Source organism: Oceanobacillus indicireducens (genome assembly GCF_014647195.1).
Lineage (GTDB): Bacteria > Bacillota > Bacilli > Bacillales > Amphibacillaceae > Oceanobacillus > Oceanobacillus indicireducens.
In genome coordinates this window covers 20499-36195 of record NZ_BMOS01000031.1, presented here as the reverse complement: position 1 = coordinate 36195, position 15697 = coordinate 20499, and the positions used below count along the sequence as shown (strand labels likewise).

Genomic DNA, 15697 nt, shown 5'->3' with positions numbered 1-15697 from the left:
CTGTTTAGATGGTTCGATATACGTCCCATCGTTTAATTCATTCAATACTCGCGGTAAATCTTTCTCGGCCTCCTTTTTTGTGCTATAACCGGATAGCCATTTTTGTCTTCTCTCTTCATCTCCTATATCCACAACAATGTAATACCTATTTCCTTTTTTAGCTATATGCCCGCGCACTGATCATCTTCCTTTCAAAAGTTTTGCTGTGGTACATTTCCAATCTTCTAAACGCAAATTCATGCTCTACATTAAAAAGGTTCATTATTACATCGACCGTCACCTCCTTTAATTGGTCCAACATGAAAGTGGGTACGCAAAAATGATAAGTGAAATAGTTCGCTTGATACTCCTGAAGATCAATGAATAGTTTGTGCATTAATAGTTGATTACCATAATGCCTTAGGTAATGGCATAATTCATGAGCAAATAATCGCCATTCTTGCTGTTTTGTACCTGGTTGTAAAACAATCTCATTATCATGTCTAAACGCTTTTTTCTTGTAAGTAACTATTAAGTGCATTCTATTCGCTATGTTTTCAATATTTAGGTCCGATGGATTTTGAATGCTAATGGATTTTAATAAGTCTCTGATATAGTCCTCTAGATGTGTATACAAACAAAAACTCCTTTCGAGAATGTATGTTCGGTCAAGGCGCATAAGAGAAGGCGCACAATTAATTGCACACCCTCCAGGTGAATGTATTAAGCTATCTTTGTTTAAGTTTATTTTTTCGTGCTATAATATAAGAAAGAGAGTTCACCCATTGCTTCAATTCGGTTTCCGATAGTTGCATCAACTCCTAATTCGATGTTTTCGTGAATTCTTGGGTTGCGTAGCGACTCTTCAATTAACGAATGGGTTTCGTCAATAGTTGATAGAGTTGTTCGTTCATCGGTTAAGTCCAGATTATCGAGAGCATTGATGTTCGATCTGTTATCGCCCCGGGTTTTTATCCGGGGCCTCTTTATGTTTCCATAAAGTCCAGCATATCTCATCATCCACAAGGGATGCCGGACGCTCGTGGCTAGCTTATTGGTTATCCATCCTCGCTAACTATGCGTTGCACCTTCCAGACTACAACAGGTGATATTCATCTGGCTTGGCTCATGGTTGCCGTATCTTGTGACTTAGGTTTTCCATGAATTCATCCGGTTTGCGACTATAAATTGCTTTATAGTGGGGCGAGTTTCCTTATATTATGTCTGGTTACTCTCTAAAACCTTCCACGTTTAAATTATCTTTATACTTGTCTTTCAAATTCTTATAAATACCAGGATGGATATAATAATAGTCCGCTTCTCTTAAAATCCTCCATTCCTCGGCATAAGCCATGTTTGTGAAATTTTCATAGTTTAATTCTTCAAAAGCTTCTCGACTGTAATTGTATTTAATTACAGGGTCTACCGATTCATTTCCTTTTTCATCGGTCATCGTTGTCTCAATCTCAATTGCTACAGAATCTATTTCTTCATCATCAAAAGCAGTTTTGGCATCCTCGAACATATCGTAGACGGTAGCCATGAATGAGCTTTCGTTCCATACAGTTCCCGGATTATGTTTCAGTGTCAATTTACCGCCGTCCATGCTCGCTTCATCTACATTTTTGCTATCTTCTTCCAAAGCTTCGGCTGTTGTTCTGTTTGCCTTGCGTTCTTTTTCTTCATTCTCTTTCTTCTTCTCTTCTTCTTTTTTCTTTTCCTTTTCTTCTTCCTCGACCTTCTTCTGTTCTTCTTTCTCTTGCTCCTTTTGATTTTCTTGCTCTTCTTGTTTTTCTTGTGCCTCGGCTTGATCGGGTTGTTCTTCGTTATCGCTTGTTTGACCAACGATAAAGCCAAACAATATAAACGCCCCTAACCAAAACCACCATCTTTTATAGACTGGTTTTTTCGATTTCTGTTTTCCCTCTTCCATTTTATTCCTCCTTATCCTTTTGACTCTTTTTAAATTTAATATAATCATAAACGTCTTGCATGTCATCCGCGGTGAAACTAGCGAGATCGTTAAACATCAGGTTTGCATCCGGGAATTCTTTTATAATTTTTTCTATGATAGCGGCTTTTCTCTTAATATCTTCATTCTCATCCTCTTCATTTACGCGTGGCAAGAAGTTGTCAAGTTCGAAAGAATAATTTTCACTTACATAACCAGCTAATAAAAGCAGTTTATCTTTTTCTAATCCTAAGGCATCTGCAAACATTGAGATGGTAGTTTTAGACGGAACGTGTTCCCCGCGTTCAATTTTACTTAGATGGGAGTAGCTGATTCCCGTCAATTTAGCAAACTCCCTAAGGTTCATGTCTTTCTCTTTTGTTCTATATGCTTTTATAAACTCTCCAAATTTATTATCATTTTTCTTTTCGCTCATTGTTATCATCACACCCAATCACCCCCCATTGTAGCGTAGAGCGACACAAAAATAAATAATTTTATATTAAGTGTTGACAAGTAACACAAAATGAATTATATTAGTGTTAAGAAACAACACAACACACCGTATTAAAGTTTATGTAAAAGGAGGTCGTGATATGACAGTACTTCACAACAAGATTAAGCAGCTAAGAAAGGAAAGGAACGTCAAACAACAGGAACTCGCTGATTATCTAGGCATCGAACGAACTTCATTATCAAAAATCGAAAACATGGAGTATAACCCAAGTGCAAAAACCATTCTTAAAGCTTGTGAGTTCTTCGATTTGTCTATAGGTGATATTTTTTTTAATGAATCTGTGTCAAGTGATAACACAAAGGAGGTTAGCTAATGAATCAATTAATTACAACAAAAGAAAATGACAATGGTGAAATCATCGTAAGCGCTAGGGAATTGCATGATTTCTTGGAAGTTGGGACTCCTTTCAGAAAATGGTTTCCAAGAATGGTTGATTACGGATTTATTGAGAACCAAGATTACACCACGGACATTTTTGTCCACCCCTCTAACAAACAAGAAGCAAAGGATTTTTTATTGAAACTGGATATGGCTAAAGAAATCTCAATGATCCAACGTACTGAAAAAGGGAAGCAAGCTAGGCGCTATTTTATAAATTTAGAAAAAATGTGGAACAGCCCGGAAATGATTATGAAGCGAGCTTTGCAAATAGCGACCAATAGAGTAGAACAACTAGAATTTGAAAACAAAGCATATCAACAGCAAATCGCTGAATACGAACCAAAAGTAACTTATGTGGATGAAATATTAAAATCCACAGACGCCATTTTAGTTTCCCAGATTGCAGAGGACTATGGTATGTCTGCTCGAAAAATGAACAAATTGCTAAATAGCTACGGTATCCAATATAAGATGGGTAATCAGTGGTTGCTTTACTCTAGGTACAAAGGTAACGGCTACACCAAATCTGAAACAACACCCTATACCAAGAAAGACGGAACGCAAGGCGTGAACCTTTTGACTAAATGGACACAAAAAGGACGGCTGTTCCTTTATGAGTTTCTGAAATCAAAAGGTGTTCTGCCAACAATTGAACAAATGAAAATGGAATTTTATTTAGAACAAAAAGACGGTGTAGAAATTGAGTAAAATAAAACAGTTTAATAGCTTTTTAACTAGCTTCAAAGAATTAAATCGAAATTTCAATTCATGCAAAAAAGTTTTAATTGAATTTTACCATTATGACATGCCATCCGAGCCAACTGTTTCCGTTTTAAATTATATGGACGAAATAATCTTCGATGAAATAGATGGCGAAAGATCAATAGAAATTAGGTTTTCAGGTGGCACGGATGTTTGCTTTAGAGAACAATTACACAATACCAACTTATCGAATGGTTCTGTTGTATTTTCTTCAAAACATGACGACGAAACTTATTGCTTAATTAGTTTTCATGAGGAGGTCATTTAAATGTCCATGGAAGAGTCCATCCGTCAAATCATCCGTGAAGAAAATGAGAAACACTTAAAAGATATCAAACAACTCCTTGAGTCACACGGGTATCAAGAAGCCCCAAGAACTCTATCCGCGAAAGAAGCGGCGTCAATTCTCGGAGTTGGATTGACGAAGATCTATGATCTTGTAAATAACGGTGATGAAACAGGATTCCCGTACATCAGAGCGGGCGGGAGAATAATTATTCCATACAACGCTCTGATGAACTGGATAGATCAACAAACAAATCTAGCAATCTAGCAAAACAACCAACTTGAGGGAGTTGGTACTTACATTATAAGTCAGTCATCAAGAACAATCTGTTCCCTTCAAGAACTGTTCGTATGGCGAACAAGGAAGGAGGTGCAATTGTGGACTTTGGGGAAGTCTTACGAAAAATGCGCATAACTGCTGGGCTTAGCCAAGAAGCGATAGCTTTGAAGCTTAATATGTCCAGAAGCAACGTAGCCAAACTAGAAACAGACAGAGTTGAATTAAAAGCGGCAGACCTAATCAAATGGTGCCGTATTACCAACAACCCGGATGTATTAATGGCACTGTATGCCGGTGTGGAAGTTATTCATCAGCTACAGCCTATCACATCACTAATCACAGGATTTGTATCAATCATAGGAGGGTTATTATGAACTATCACAATCACTTTAAACAAGAAGATATCCAAATCGCGAAAGCAGAAGTTAAATGCATTAATGATTTATTCGTACTCACAGAATTGAATCTCGATGCAGGGAAGTTAGATCAAGCTTACCGAAGAGCAGAGGACATTCTTCACTCGATAAAGCGATTAATTGACCTAAACATAGAAAAAGAAATAACAGAAGAATCCCGAGTATTTATGGCTAATATAACCGGAGATATGGACGTGTGGTTCGAATGAGAAACTGGATCATCGATTACTTCATAGGAGAACCGGAAGAAGTCACATTGCCACAAGAATTGCTGTTTTACTTAACCCAGGCAATGCCAGTAATAATTTTTATCATCATTATGATTTTAGTGTAGGAGGGATAAATTATGAAAATCAAAGTAAGAGAATGGTTAGCAATGAGACCTGTAGAAAGATACATGGAAATCCAGCGCGCTTATGTTGCGACACAACGGAAACATAAAAAGCCTATTGGTTAGGAGGGATGAAATGAGAGCTTATCTTGTTTTTAAAGGAGAAGAGCGACTACTTGAGACAATTGCATGGCATGGTAAAAAAGTGGCCCACGTTTCCACCTTTGTCGGTGATTGTTATACGACGATTATGCATAGCGACAAAGGTGAGAGTGAGAAGGAATACGAAGGAACAACGCTCTACTTTGCTGATTTGAGAAATGTTTATTGGAAAGAGAAATAACCCACGTCTGCAAACGTGAGTTATCGATAACCAAATCAATTTCAAAACCTAATTACATTATATCAAACTCAATTAAATAATGGAAGGCTAGTCCTTCCTATATCGGTTATGAACGTGCATTCCTCCCTCCTGATGCATCTATACGTTCGTAGCCGATATAGGGGAGATTAACCCTAATACATAGGAAGGAGGTGCTGGTATGTACGTAATTACCATGGAAACAGAATGCGAAAACTGTGGGGGTAGCGCATATATGCAACAGGCTGGTGTTGAAAACAAAGTTATTATCGACTTCTTAGAAGAAACACCTTTCAGATGTAAATGTGGTTCAAACACTTATCTAGAAATAGAAAAAAGAATTGAGGAGGATTAACATGGACCATCCAATGGTCGCACAAATTGAGCGTACAGGCTATCCATTCAGCGACAGGCGCAATGATTACGGTGTAGATGGCTTAGGAAATGAAGTCTTTACAGGGGATGAAATTATCGAGTTCTTTGATGACTTTTATCTAGTAGAAGAACTGTCGACGGATGCAATTGAAATCATGGAACAACACGGTGGAGTGTATAAAATTGCAAAATAAAAAACGCCCGTAGCAGCGGACGTTTACAAAGAATTTTTTCAAAATTTATCACGTGCCTTTATTATACCACAAAATTAATAAAGGCACACAGGAGGAATTGGAATGGCTTATATATTTTTAGGCAACTTAACGACAATGCAATTGTCCGAAAGATTAGGCATCACTTTAGCAGAAGATGAAGCAGAGAAACTTGAGGAAAAGCGTATTGACAACGCTCAAGTAATACAAGAAGGGAAATGGCATTGCTATGATGTGCCTTTCGCAATACATGCAGGCGATTATGATACAGCTTTGCTTTTGGCGGAAACTCTCAAGGCATATGAAGATGATATGAAAACAAGCGTTCAAATCGCTATTAAGCAGTAGGAGGAAAACAATGGCTAAAAACACACTCGAAATGACCCGCCAGGAATGGCTTTGGAACAGAAAAAAAGGATTAGGCGGTTCGGATGCAAGTGCAATCTTAGGTTTCAATCCTTGGAAGTCAGCATTTGAACTCTACATTGATAAAACCAGTGATCACGTTGAGGAAATCGATAATGAAGCAATCCACTGGGGGAATGTCCTGGAAGATGTAGTAGCGCAAGAATTCACTCGGCGTACCGGTAAGAAGGTACGCCGTAGGAATCAGACATTTAAGCACCCAGAGCATCCATTCATGATTGCTAATATCGATCGGGATGTTGTTGGAGAGAATGCTTTGCTTGAATGCAAGACGACTAACGCTTTCAATTCTGATGCTTGGGAAGGGGAACAGATCCCGCCAGCTTATATGTGCCAAGTTCAACATTATATGGCGGTCCTAGACTACGAGAAAGCATATATTGCAGTTCTTATTGGCGGTCAAAAATTTGTTTGGAAAGAGATACCACGGCATGACGGATTTATCGAAGAAATGATAAGTCTAGAAAAACACTTTTGGGAGGAACATGTGGTAAAGGGAATTCCGCCTGAAATTGATGGTTCTCCTTCCGCCAGTGAATTGTTAAACAAAATGTATCCAGAAGATAACGGGGAAACAATCATGCTTCAATCGGATGATGCGGAAAAACTTATTGAAGCGATTGATTCCATCAAGTCAGAGGTTAAGGAAAAGCAATCGCTCCAAAAGGAATATGAGAATAAATTAAAGTTGATGATCGGTGATGCAACAACCGGTGTCACGCCTCGATTTGAAGTGAATCTGAAAAAAGTCGATCAAAACAGACTGGACAGCAAAATGCTTAGAAAAGAGCTTCCGGACATTGCTGAGAAATACACTAAGACATCGTCGCATAGAAGGTTAAATATCAAACAAATTGATCAGGGGGCTATTGCTGATGCCAATTAAATCGGTCCAATTTAGAAGTCGACTTTATCCATATTCCCAAAATGATTGTGCAGTAGTTAGGTTGTTGGACAAGAATTCTCAGCACATAGAGATAGCCTTTCCGTTTCACGAAGATACACCTAATTTTATTTTGACAATATCTGAAGCATTGGACTTAAGGAATGCGATTGACGAACTGATTGATATCAAATTGATAGAGAAACAAAAGGAGGAAAACTAAATGACAAATCAAGTAGATGAAATGAAAAACCAAATGGCGGCAAAGAAAAATAATGGTGGTGCTCCAACAAAGGACAAGCCAAAAACGATTGAAGATTACCTAAAACAAATGGCACCACAAATGCAGGAAGCCTTGCCTAAACACATGGACGTTGATCGCTTAATGAGATTAACCATGACAACTATTCGAACAACTCCGGAACTAAGACAAGCTGATGTAGGTAGTTTATTGGGCGGAGTGATGCAAGCAGCACAGCTCGGACTAGAACCAGGCCTATTAGGTCAGTGCTACTTACTTCCATTTAAAAACAACAAAAAGGGCATTACAGAGGTCCAATTCATCATCGGATATAAAGGCATGATTGACCTCGCAAGACGTTCAGGGCACATCGAATCAATTTACGCTCATGCTGTTTATGAGAATGATGAGTTTGAATATGAACTAGGTCTTAATCCAACGTTGAGACACGTTCCTACGATGAGCCAGGACAAGGGCGCGTACATTGGTTCTTACGCAGTGGCGCACTTCAAAGATGGTGGTTATCAGATGGAGTTTATGCCTAAAGCAGAGATCGAAAAGCGCAAATCAGCAAGTCGGGGAGCTAATTCAAAATTTAGCCCATGGAATAATTACTACGAAGAAATGGCTAATAAAACGGTTATTCGCCATATGTGGAAGTACTTGCCTATCAGTGTAGAAGTCCAGCAGCAAGTGGAACATGACGAGGGGACGGCAAGAAATATCAAGGATATCACTCCTAATGATGAAATTTTCCTAGAAGCTCCGGAGAATGATTTCATCAATGCGGAAGCAACAGAAGGTGGACAAGATGATTTTCCGATTGAGTGATAGCTATGCATAGTCAATCGAAAGTAAGGCTCCCAGACTGGATCTGGGAGCTATCAAAAAACGAACAAGAATTAAAACAGCGCATCCTACATTATATGCGCAAGTACCCAGGATATACCGTTTTAAGAGTAGAGGGCAGAATTGCGATTTGTGATATTGGGAGGTAGGGGGGCTTCATGACAACCATTGGAACAATAAATGTTATGGGTGAAGATTACCCAAGGAGAATTTGCGATAATTGCGAACGAGAAATGGACGGTTTGCAACATTTTCACTGGGAAAGTAAAAACTTTGATTTATGCATTAATTGCGTTGAAGTTCTTTATCGTAATTTCTTTGAACGATCAAACGCTGGTGAACGCGAGCGAAACACATATAAAAAAATTCCCATTCCCAATGATATTAGGTGGAATATTTGGCAAAGGGATAACTTTACGTGCCAATACTGTGGGCGTCGAGAAAACCTTTCTGTTGATCATATATATCCAGAGTCAAGAGGTGGTGCGACAACAGAAAACAACCTAGCTACAGCTTGTAGAAAGTGCAATTCGATAAAAGGTAGTCGCACCCCGGAAGAGGCTCAAATGAAACTAGATGCAGATCCGAGAAACTAATAAGAATACTTAATACAGGTTGGAGGTGAGGTAGGTAGTGGCTAGACCATTCAAAGAAGGACTCGACTACTTTCCTTTAGATGTTGACATAGACCAGGATGACAAAATAGCACTGATAGAAGCCTCTCATGGATTGGTAGGATTTGCGGTAATTGTAAAAGTGTTAATGAAGATCTACGACAACAGCTACTTTTATGAGTGGGGCGAAAAGGAACAACTATTATTCTCACGTAGAGTTAATGTCAACATTAATGAAGTGAATGCGGTCATTGATGATTGCGTTAAATGGGGGATCTTCTCCAAAGAGCTATACGAAACGCACCAAATCCTTACATCTGCGGGGATTCAAAGGCGTTATTTAGAAGCTACTTCCAGGCGAAAACGTGTCAACATCTTGACCGAATACCTGTTATTAGACGAGAAAGAGGTTAAATCATACAAGAACTTAGTAATTGCTGACATTAACTCAAACAATGACGACATTAGTACACAAAGTAAAGTAGAGGAAAGTAAAGTAAAGGAAAGTAAAGAGATAGTAGAGGAGAAGGAAGAACAACAAGAATCTCCTCCAGCAACTACTACGGATGCAATTGTTTTTTATCAAAACAATATCGGGATGATAAGACCCGCAATTGCGGAGGAAATGCTCGACTGGATTAATGACTTTGGTGACCAGATGGTGATTCGTGCACTAAACATATCGCTGGAAAGAAATAAACCTAACTGGGGTTATGCTAAAGCGATATTAAAATCTTGGCATGACAAGGGCATAAAAACCATGGAGCAAGTTAAGGCGGAAGAAGTTGCTTTCCAGAACAATCAAGCTCAAAGGCGCCCATTTAATCAGAGTCATCAGCCGAGCGTTCCAGAGCCCGATTGGTTCAGAAATGGTGAGCACGATAGGAAAGCAGAGGAGCAGAACGGTAGCAACCCTGCAGATATGACGGAAGAGCAATCGAAAGTAGCACAACTGTTGCAACAATACCAACAACAAGCTGAATGAGGAGGCGATCTAAATGTCAACATGCATCCGGTGCGGACGGAAGCTCAAGGACCAGCGAAGCATTAAGCGCAAGCTTGGTCCGAAGTGCTTTCAAAAATGGCAAAGAGAACGTGAAGAAATCGGATTGACAGAGAATCAAATGACGATTGAGGATGTGGCGAAATGAACACAGCAGCTGGACACATCCCGTTACTCAAGCAAAGCAGGTCCCGGGATTATGTCTTCATCCTGGAAGATTTGGAGTTAGCATTTCCCGTTGAACAATTGGAATTAATCACAAACCAGTGGAACGCGGGGATGGAACTAGAGGACATTGCCAAATGGCATAAAAGAAAGGCGGAAGAAGTGTTTCTTGCACTCTTCCATCAAGCGATGGAGAACAAGGTTACGAGGGCGTTTGCTTACAGGAGGTAAACATGGAGCATTTAGAAAAAGTTAATAAAAAGTTTAGTGAGACTGCGTATTTACAGGAAATGAAAGGCATTCAGAAATACGGGAAGCCACTTGATCCGATGGATAACTACGATTGGCTGGAAATGGCTGCCGAGGAACAGGTTGATGGATATAAATATTTAATCGCGGAAATGGAGAAAAGGAAATTTGTAGCTGAACGAATCCGCACCATTACAGAACGTTGTGACTATCAAGTGAAAATGGAGATTAATCATTGGTTGGATGAATTGGAGGGAACGGAATGACACCAAAACAACAAATGATGATAGATTATCTTGATGGAAAAATAACGAATGTTGAAATTATAGAAGCTTGGGATAGGCAAAGGGAGCAAAACAAGCGCTATCGTGATTTTTTAAACAAACTATGTGACACAGATGACATTGTAGAAGTTTATGACATCGTGGACGAATACAAAGCATTGGAGCGGGCGGAATGAAACGATACAGAATTAGTTACAAACAGGAGTTTAACGGAGAGATACTGCAGGATTCGTATGTACGGACGGTGCGAAGCGAATGGGAATTACAGAAGGCAGTAAGCGCCTTGTATAGTGACTCTCATGTGTTTTCTGTTACTTGCGAGGAATTGGAGGGTGATTTGGAATGAAAGTAACTCTAGGAGATGTAACCAACAGCAAAGTTAATGTACGTGATTATATGGGAGTTGACGAGGAAACAGGACGTATCTTTGTTGACGGTTTAAAACTAGATACAGTGCTGATTGATAAAAGTGCAGAATGGGATGAGTTGAAACGGCAAAATGAGATTTATCGTGAAGCATTTGACAGAATAAAGCACTCAAACGAAACATCAGACAGCTTGCACGAACACGCTGCCAGGATAATTAGGATCATTGATTGGGTGAATATGAATGAGTAAATACAATTGGCACATTGCCCGAAAAGATGAAAAACCAACCGTGGTAAGGCATTACAAATGGATCACTAAGCTGTTTGCATTCGTCTTGCGGAATCCGTCGATGTTCAAGGGAGCAGTGTTGACTGTATACAACCATGGCAAAAAAGTAGTGGATATTAGTTGGGACCAAATAATTAACCTAAATGGTCAAGGGTTGAAGGAAGGCGAAATACGTAAAATTATTAAAAAAATGGAGGGTGAATCTGAATGAGAGAAATAAAATTCAGAGGTAAATCAAAGTTCAAGGATGTTTGGCACTACGGCAGTTTAATAAATAATGCATTCTTTTTAAGGTCAGACGACTCAGCGATTCCATACATTTTGGATACGGATGATATTGATTATGACAACTTTGTAGATATTGCGGAACAGTTGGATGATTTTGAGGTTATTCCAGAGAGTGTTGGTCAATCTCCAAGTCTAAAAGATAAAAACAGAAAAGTAATTTATGAAAATGACATAGCTGATTTCGGGGACGTGCAAGGAGTTATTAAAAAAGGTGCTTGGTATTGGTTCGTTGAGATTATTGGCTATGACGAAATTATCCATTTTGATGACATTGCTGATGAAAACGATATGACAATTGAGGGAGAAGTTATCGGAAACACGATTGATAATCCTGAACTCTTGGAGGTATATGAATGAGAGAGATTAAATACCAAGCGTGGGATGTAAAGCGAAAGACAATGTATTCAAATGAAGACCTAGTATTTTACGACCAAGAAAACACCTGCTTATATTCTATTTTAACCGATTCCGCAGACGAACAACTTATTTTTATGCAATACACAGGCCTCAAAGACAAGAACGGCAAGGGAATCTATGAGGGGGATGAATTTCATCTTGGAGACCCTAGAATCACTTATACAGTTGTTTGGCATGATACTGGATTCATGGGGAAGCAGAATGGTGCTAGTAGTTTTGTCGGTTTAAGTCACTGGAAAAACAGGATAGAAATCATCGGAAACATCTACGAAACCCAGAACTCCTGGAGCAACAGTCATGATAACTAAAATTAAATTCAAAATATCTCCATATTGGAAAAACAGGTGTGTGCCTAGTAATTTTGATGGAAGGTTGTCTAGGTATTGGCAGAGGCAGTATTACGATTTGTTTAAGGGGTGGTGAATGTGGATCGAAAAAACACAAGAAGAGACTGGACAATGAAAGAACTGCAATTCCTCGAAGATAATCACGAATTTATGTCAAACAAAGAACTTGCAGCCGAACTCAATCGTTCAGTGGGGTCGGTAGCAAATCAAAAAGTCAAAATGGGTCTTACGAAAAGAAATATTTATGAGGTTGTAAAAGGCTACGAAGTGCTTGCCACCGGAACCGCCGAAGAGTGCGCAGAGCAAACAGGATTGTCATTAAACACCATATATTTTTACACGTCTCCTACACACCGGAGAAGGTCAGTTGATTTGGATAAAGCCATATTGGTGCATAGGGTTGATGACACATGACCGAAAAACAAGAGTATAAGGAGTTACAGCGTTGTTTGAAGGATAACCAGACCATTAGTATTCAGAAGCTTAAAAGATTGCTAGAAACGTTAGATTTCGACCAATTAACACAAAGCAACAAAGACCTTAGACGGCAAAATCAAAAGCTTAGGAGACGGATTGAGCGATTTAAAAATATGGAGGGGTAAAGCATGGAAATTAAATTATATAAAGCCAAATTAAAAACAGGAAATAAAACAGATGAGCAAGTCAAAGCAATGTTTGTTGATGGTTTCGAGGTCACTCATGAAGATTTTGACAGGCATAAAAAATCACTAGATATGGTGGATGGTTTAGAGGTTGTTGTAACAGATAGTTTTTATGGTGACGGCTATTCCCTTATCAGCTGGGAAGAAAAAGATGAGGACACCTGGAAAGAGTTTATCTATTTACAGGAGCAAGATCCATTCTTCGGCGCTTATGTAGATGAGCGAGAGGAATTTCTGGAAGATTGGAAATCGGGAGAGTATATGCCTAATGGTTCGCTGGCATTTCAAAAAGAAGATGTCTGGATATTGGAGCCGTTGAAACCACTGAATCAGGAGGGATAAGGTATGGCGCCAGAAGTCGTAAAAGGTGACGTATTGGAGATAAACGGAAATGAGTACGAAGTCGAACAGCTTATTGATTACGGGGATATGGGTGTGTTTATGAAGTGGAAAGGCATTGATGATGTGGAGTTTCCGGTAAGTCGCTTGAATGAAAAAGAGTATGAAAAACATTTGATTAGGAGGGGTTAGGGTGAGCAAGGTTATTTTGACGAAGGAACAGGCGAAAGCGATGGAAGAATTAAAAAGCGAACATCTTACGGGGGAAGTAGTTAAAATCCACCTAAATGACAGATGGTCACTTGGTCTGGAGTCGTTAAATGATTTGACTGTAGATGAGTTTGCACAAGCTTATTATTCGGAGGATGGCTATGAAGTAGAGCCGGAGTATAAGGTTGGCGATCATGTAATAAACCAAGAGGGCAGAGTTGTAGAAATACTTGAAGACGGTCGCGCTAGCTTCTCGCTTGGATTTATAGATAACGGAAAAATGTTTAAAGAAGAAACACCAAAGTCTTGCATTTTGCGACATGCAACCAAAGAGGAAGTTTGGTGGGCAAGTCATGGTCGTGAACCTTGGGAGTTGAAGAATAACGACATTCTGAACGACAGGCGAGAGAACCGCACGGTGACAATTGACAAAGTGATTGATAAATTTCCTGCTGAAGAAATGACCGTCCTTTTTACTAATGGAGAATGGGAGTTTTATAACAATATAGTCGAAGATAGCGATTGGAGAGTCGCTTGCTTTGCAGATAAGAGATTGGACGTGAAAACAAATGAATGACCAATTACAAACAGCCAAAGACTGGCTGGGGGATTTAAGCAAAATTGTTTCCCGGCAAAAGACAAAAGAGGACTATGAGTACGCGAAAAGTCGGACGGATGCGCTTGATTGGCTTATCCAACAAGCTGAACGTGTGGAAGAACTGAAAAATAGATGCACTGAAATAGCTGCTGAAAGTACAGTGCGAGAAGAAAAGTTATTAAAAGAAAACCAATGGCTGGAGAAACGTGTGGAAGAATTGGAAGAAATGTTAGAAAAAGAGGTAACCATGTCATTTGTTTTAGAAGGTCAACTAAATGATGCTTCGGATTTGGTAAAACGCTACAAACAGGCCTTAGAGTTTTATGCGGATGATGAGTCTTGGACTCTATATGACCATCATGGCAGAACTCAATTAGGACTTGATGGCGGTAGAAAAGCCCGCCAAGCACTGAAAGGAGAATCCCAATGAAACTAAAACCCGAACACATTTACCAAGCCGAACAAAACGGCATTGATTACAGAACACTTAATACCAGAGTTAAGCAACACAATTGGAACATCGACAGAGCAATCAACGAACCGATAAAGGCAAAGCCGAGAAGTCAGCCTGTGGAAGTTAAAAGTGATATAGAGCATGTCATTGATGAGTTAAATGCACTGGGTTATTACGATACGGCAGGGAAATCGCTTAAAGAATTGTCTACTAAATTAGCGTTACATCAGATAAAAGCAGAGTCGAGTCATAACACTTGGTTTTAGGCGCAAATAACGATTCTGGGAGCGTTTTGCAGACAACTAGATGGGATTTATACATAATGAGTAGAAACGCTCCTCTGAATCGAGATATGGAGGTAATAACATGAGACAGGAGAGACCATTATTTGCTGATATTTATCCAGCAGGTAAGTATAAATGCGGAGAGTGCGGAAGCAAAAATTTATTAGGGGAAAGTTTTCATTATCGTGTAAATTTCCTTAGCCAGAATAATAGGCTGTGCCCCGATTGTTACAGAATACAAGAACAGATAAAAAAAGAAAAGCAAAGACAAGCTTATGCTTCTGGTGAAGAGGAACCGGAATGGACGGACGAAATAACTTGCCCTTGGTGCGGTTACGAATTGGGCGATTCCTGGGAATTGGCTGATTCAGACGATGAATGCGAATGTAATAATTGCGACAAAATATTTTCATATGAACGACATATAGAGGTTACTTATTCATCAAGTAGGGTCGAGGAGGACTAACAATGAGTGAATTATTAACCACCGGAGAAATGATCGATCGGTTGAAGGTTGGGCAATTAGCGGAAGTAGAAAAAAAGGCACAAATACCTAAGGATTACTGGAGAAGCTACAAGCACGTTACCAAGATTCCTAACGGTGATATTAAATGGTGTACGGAAACAGGAACAATTAGCCCATCCGAACCTTTGATTTTATATGGTCACACAGTCAACTGGATATGGCGCATCCTACCGTCTTATGTATCTTTTGAGGAAGCTATGCAGGCGTTGAAGGAAGGCAAAATGGTTAAATTGCACAGGAATAATAATTTAGACGTAACGGTATTTAGAAAATGGTACAGATTGGAGACCAGAGAAGATGTAACATTCGATGATTTATTTAATGGCAAATGGACCATCGAGGAGGACTAAC

Annotated in this window: 36 protein-coding genes; 32 read left to right on the top strand and 4 right to left on the bottom strand. The window is 39.3% G+C overall.

The genetic code is table 11. The annotated features are described in order from the left end of the window. The 4 genes from IEX94_RS16220 to IEX94_RS16200 form a co-directional block, all read right to left on the bottom strand. A partial coding sequence (locus IEX94_RS16220) for an Arm DNA-binding domain-containing protein (RefSeq protein WP_188858932.1) occupies positions 1–177 on the bottom strand: 177 nt, incomplete at its 3' end. Then, positions 158–616, bottom strand: a complete 459-nt coding sequence (locus tag IEX94_RS16215) for an ImmA/IrrE family metallo-endopeptidase (RefSeq protein ID WP_229782759.1) — start codon at positions 614–616, stop codon at positions 158–160. The genes IEX94_RS16220 and IEX94_RS16215, both read right to left, overlap by 20 nt. Before the next feature lie 591 nt (positions 617–1207). Continuing rightward, entirely contained in the window at positions 1208–1912 is a 705-nt protein-coding gene (locus IEX94_RS16205; protein ID WP_188858926.1) for a hypothetical protein, read from the bottom strand. Between the two features lies 1 nt (position 1913). Beyond that, positions 1914–2366: a helix-turn-helix domain-containing protein gene (locus IEX94_RS16200; RefSeq protein ID WP_188858923.1), complete on the bottom strand. Its 453-nt coding sequence runs from the start codon at positions 2364–2366 to the stop codon at positions 1914–1916. Positions 2367–2526: 160 nt separating this feature from the next. Between IEX94_RS16200 and IEX94_RS16195 the strand changes: the two genes are divergently transcribed. The 32 genes from IEX94_RS16195 to IEX94_RS16040 all read left to right on the top strand — a co-directional run bounded on the left by IEX94_RS16195 (position 2527) and on the right by IEX94_RS16040 (position 15696). Next, positions 2527–2760, top strand: a complete 234-nt coding sequence (locus IEX94_RS16195; RefSeq protein ID WP_188858921.1) for a helix-turn-helix transcriptional regulator — start codon at positions 2527–2529, stop codon at positions 2758–2760. Next, positions 2760–3536: a phage antirepressor KilAC domain-containing protein gene (locus tag IEX94_RS16190; RefSeq protein ID WP_188858919.1), complete on the top strand. Its 777-nt coding sequence runs from the start codon at positions 2760–2762 to the stop codon at positions 3534–3536. The genes IEX94_RS16195 and IEX94_RS16190 overlap by 1 nt, the downstream gene beginning before the upstream one ends. Before the next feature lie 322 nt (positions 3537–3858). After that, the gene (locus tag IEX94_RS16180; protein ID WP_188858915.1) at positions 3859–4143 is read left to right on the top strand and encodes a helix-turn-helix domain-containing protein; all 285 of its coding nucleotides are present in this window, start codon (positions 3859–3861) and stop codon (positions 4141–4143) included. Between the two features lie 83 nt (positions 4144–4226). Next, positions 4227–4529: a helix-turn-helix domain-containing protein gene (locus IEX94_RS16175; RefSeq protein ID WP_188858912.1), complete on the top strand. Its 303-nt coding sequence runs from the start codon at positions 4227–4229 to the stop codon at positions 4527–4529. Continuing rightward, positions 4526–4780 carry a hypothetical protein gene (locus IEX94_RS16170; protein WP_188858910.1) on the top strand — a complete coding sequence of 85 codons (255 nt, stop codon included), beginning with the start codon at positions 4526–4528 and terminating at the stop codon, positions 4778–4780. Before IEX94_RS16175 ends, IEX94_RS16170 begins: the two co-directional genes overlap by 4 nt. Then, positions 4777–4905: a hypothetical protein gene (locus tag IEX94_RS20040; protein ID WP_268239600.1), complete on the top strand. Its 129-nt coding sequence runs from the start codon at positions 4777–4779 to the stop codon at positions 4903–4905. The genes IEX94_RS16170 and IEX94_RS20040 overlap by 4 nt, the downstream gene beginning before the upstream one ends. A 133-nt stretch (positions 4906–5038) precedes the next feature. Then, on the top strand, positions 5039–5245 hold the full coding sequence (locus tag IEX94_RS16165; RefSeq protein WP_188858907.1) for a hypothetical protein: 207 nt from the start codon (positions 5039–5041) through the stop codon (positions 5243–5245). A 199-nt stretch (positions 5246–5444) separates the two neighbouring features. Continuing rightward, positions 5445–5618, top strand: a complete 174-nt coding sequence (locus IEX94_RS16160) for a hypothetical protein (protein ID WP_188858905.1) — start codon at positions 5445–5447, stop codon at positions 5616–5618. Position 5619: 1 nt separating this feature from the next. After that, positions 5620–5832, top strand: coding sequence for a YqaI family protein (locus tag IEX94_RS16155; RefSeq protein WP_188858902.1), 213 nt, complete (start codon positions 5620–5622; stop codon positions 5830–5832). A gap of 102 nt (positions 5833–5934) precedes the next feature. Next, positions 5935–6198: a hypothetical protein gene (locus IEX94_RS16150; protein WP_188858900.1), complete on the top strand. Its 264-nt coding sequence runs from the start codon at positions 5935–5937 to the stop codon at positions 6196–6198. A 10-nt stretch (positions 6199–6208) separates the two neighbouring features. Then, positions 6209–7162 (top strand): YqaJ viral recombinase family nuclease, encoded by a 954-nt coding sequence (locus IEX94_RS16145; protein ID WP_188858898.1) that lies wholly within the window; start codon positions 6209–6211, stop codon positions 7160–7162. Beyond that, the gene (locus IEX94_RS16140) at positions 7152–7382 is read left to right on the top strand and encodes a hypothetical protein (protein WP_188858896.1); all 231 of its coding nucleotides are present in this window, start codon (positions 7152–7154) and stop codon (positions 7380–7382) included. The genes IEX94_RS16145 and IEX94_RS16140 overlap by 11 nt, the downstream gene beginning before the upstream one ends. After that, positions 7383–8231 (top strand): recombination protein RecT, encoded by an 849-nt coding sequence (recT, locus tag IEX94_RS16135; RefSeq protein WP_188858894.1) that lies wholly within the window; start codon positions 7383–7385, stop codon positions 8229–8231. 176 nt (positions 8232–8407) lie between these two features. After that, on the top strand, positions 8408–8845 hold the full coding sequence (locus tag IEX94_RS16130) for an HNH endonuclease (RefSeq protein WP_229782758.1): 438 nt from the start codon (positions 8408–8410) through the stop codon (positions 8843–8845). 37 nt (positions 8846–8882) lie between these two features. Further along, positions 8883–9848, top strand: coding sequence for a Lin1244/Lin1753 domain-containing protein (locus IEX94_RS16125; protein WP_188858892.1), 966 nt, complete (start codon positions 8883–8885; stop codon positions 9846–9848). 13 nt (positions 9849–9861) lie between these two features. Further along, positions 9862–10014, top strand: a complete 153-nt coding sequence (locus tag IEX94_RS16120) for a DUF6011 domain-containing protein (protein ID WP_188858890.1) — start codon at positions 9862–9864, stop codon at positions 10012–10014. Continuing rightward, on the top strand, positions 10011–10262 hold the full coding sequence (locus IEX94_RS16115) for a hypothetical protein (RefSeq protein ID WP_188858888.1): 252 nt from the start codon (positions 10011–10013) through the stop codon (positions 10260–10262). The genes IEX94_RS16120 and IEX94_RS16115 overlap by 4 nt, the downstream gene beginning before the upstream one ends. A 2-nt stretch (positions 10263–10264) precedes the next feature. Beyond that, entirely contained in the window at positions 10265–10546 is a 282-nt protein-coding gene (locus tag IEX94_RS16110) for a hypothetical protein (RefSeq protein ID WP_188858886.1), read from the top strand. Then, positions 10543–10740 (top strand): hypothetical protein, encoded by a 198-nt coding sequence (locus IEX94_RS16105; RefSeq protein ID WP_188858884.1) that lies wholly within the window; start codon positions 10543–10545, stop codon positions 10738–10740. The genes IEX94_RS16110 and IEX94_RS16105 overlap by 4 nt, the downstream gene beginning before the upstream one ends. Beyond that, entirely contained in the window at positions 10737–10910 is a 174-nt protein-coding gene (locus IEX94_RS16100) for a hypothetical protein (protein WP_188858882.1), read from the top strand. Before IEX94_RS16105 ends, IEX94_RS16100 begins: the two co-directional genes overlap by 4 nt. Continuing rightward, a complete protein-coding gene (locus tag IEX94_RS16095) occupies positions 10907–11182 on the top strand; it encodes a hypothetical protein (RefSeq protein WP_188858880.1) in 276 nt (91 codons plus the stop codon). Before IEX94_RS16100 ends, IEX94_RS16095 begins: the two co-directional genes overlap by 4 nt. Then, entirely contained in the window at positions 11175–11432 is a 258-nt protein-coding gene (locus tag IEX94_RS16090; RefSeq protein WP_188858878.1) for a hypothetical protein, read from the top strand. The genes IEX94_RS16095 and IEX94_RS16090 overlap by 8 nt, the downstream gene beginning before the upstream one ends. Continuing rightward, complete coding sequence (locus IEX94_RS16085; protein ID WP_188858876.1) at positions 11429–11866, top strand: YopX family protein; 438 nt, start codon at positions 11429–11431, stop codon at positions 11864–11866. The genes IEX94_RS16090 and IEX94_RS16085 overlap by 4 nt, the downstream gene beginning before the upstream one ends. Next, complete coding sequence (locus tag IEX94_RS16080; protein ID WP_188858874.1) at positions 11863–12234, top strand: YopX family protein; 372 nt, start codon at positions 11863–11865, stop codon at positions 12232–12234. The genes IEX94_RS16085 and IEX94_RS16080 overlap by 4 nt, the downstream gene beginning before the upstream one ends. 150 nt (positions 12235–12384) lie before the next feature. Beyond that, positions 12385–12687 carry a hypothetical protein gene (locus tag IEX94_RS16075; protein WP_188858872.1) on the top strand — a complete coding sequence of 101 codons (303 nt, stop codon included), beginning with the start codon at positions 12385–12387 and terminating at the stop codon, positions 12685–12687. A gap of 191 nt (positions 12688–12878) precedes the next feature. Beyond that, the gene (locus tag IEX94_RS16070) at positions 12879–13277 is read left to right on the top strand and encodes a hypothetical protein (protein ID WP_188858870.1); all 399 of its coding nucleotides are present in this window, start codon (positions 12879–12881) and stop codon (positions 13275–13277) included. 3 nt (positions 13278–13280) lie between these two features. Then, on the top strand, positions 13281–13466 hold the full coding sequence (locus IEX94_RS16065) for a hypothetical protein (protein WP_188858868.1): 186 nt from the start codon (positions 13281–13283) through the stop codon (positions 13464–13466). A gap of 1 nt (position 13467) precedes the next feature. Continuing rightward, positions 13468–14061: a hypothetical protein gene (locus tag IEX94_RS16060; RefSeq protein ID WP_188858866.1), complete on the top strand. Its 594-nt coding sequence runs from the start codon at positions 13468–13470 to the stop codon at positions 14059–14061. Continuing rightward, entirely contained in the window at positions 14054–14512 is a 459-nt protein-coding gene (locus tag IEX94_RS16055) for a hypothetical protein (RefSeq protein WP_188858864.1), read from the top strand. Before IEX94_RS16060 ends, IEX94_RS16055 begins: the two co-directional genes overlap by 8 nt. Further along, positions 14509–14802, top strand: coding sequence for a hypothetical protein (locus IEX94_RS16050; protein WP_188858862.1), 294 nt, complete (start codon positions 14509–14511; stop codon positions 14800–14802). Before IEX94_RS16055 ends, IEX94_RS16050 begins: the two co-directional genes overlap by 4 nt. 100 nt (positions 14803–14902) lie before the next feature. Beyond that, positions 14903–15286: a hypothetical protein gene (locus IEX94_RS16045; RefSeq protein ID WP_188858860.1), complete on the top strand. Its 384-nt coding sequence runs from the start codon at positions 14903–14905 to the stop codon at positions 15284–15286. Positions 15287–15288: 2 nt separating this feature from the next. After that, a complete protein-coding gene (locus tag IEX94_RS16040) occupies positions 15289–15696 on the top strand; it encodes a hypothetical protein (protein ID WP_188858857.1) in 408 nt (135 codons plus the stop codon). Position 15697: the final 1 nt, after the last annotated feature.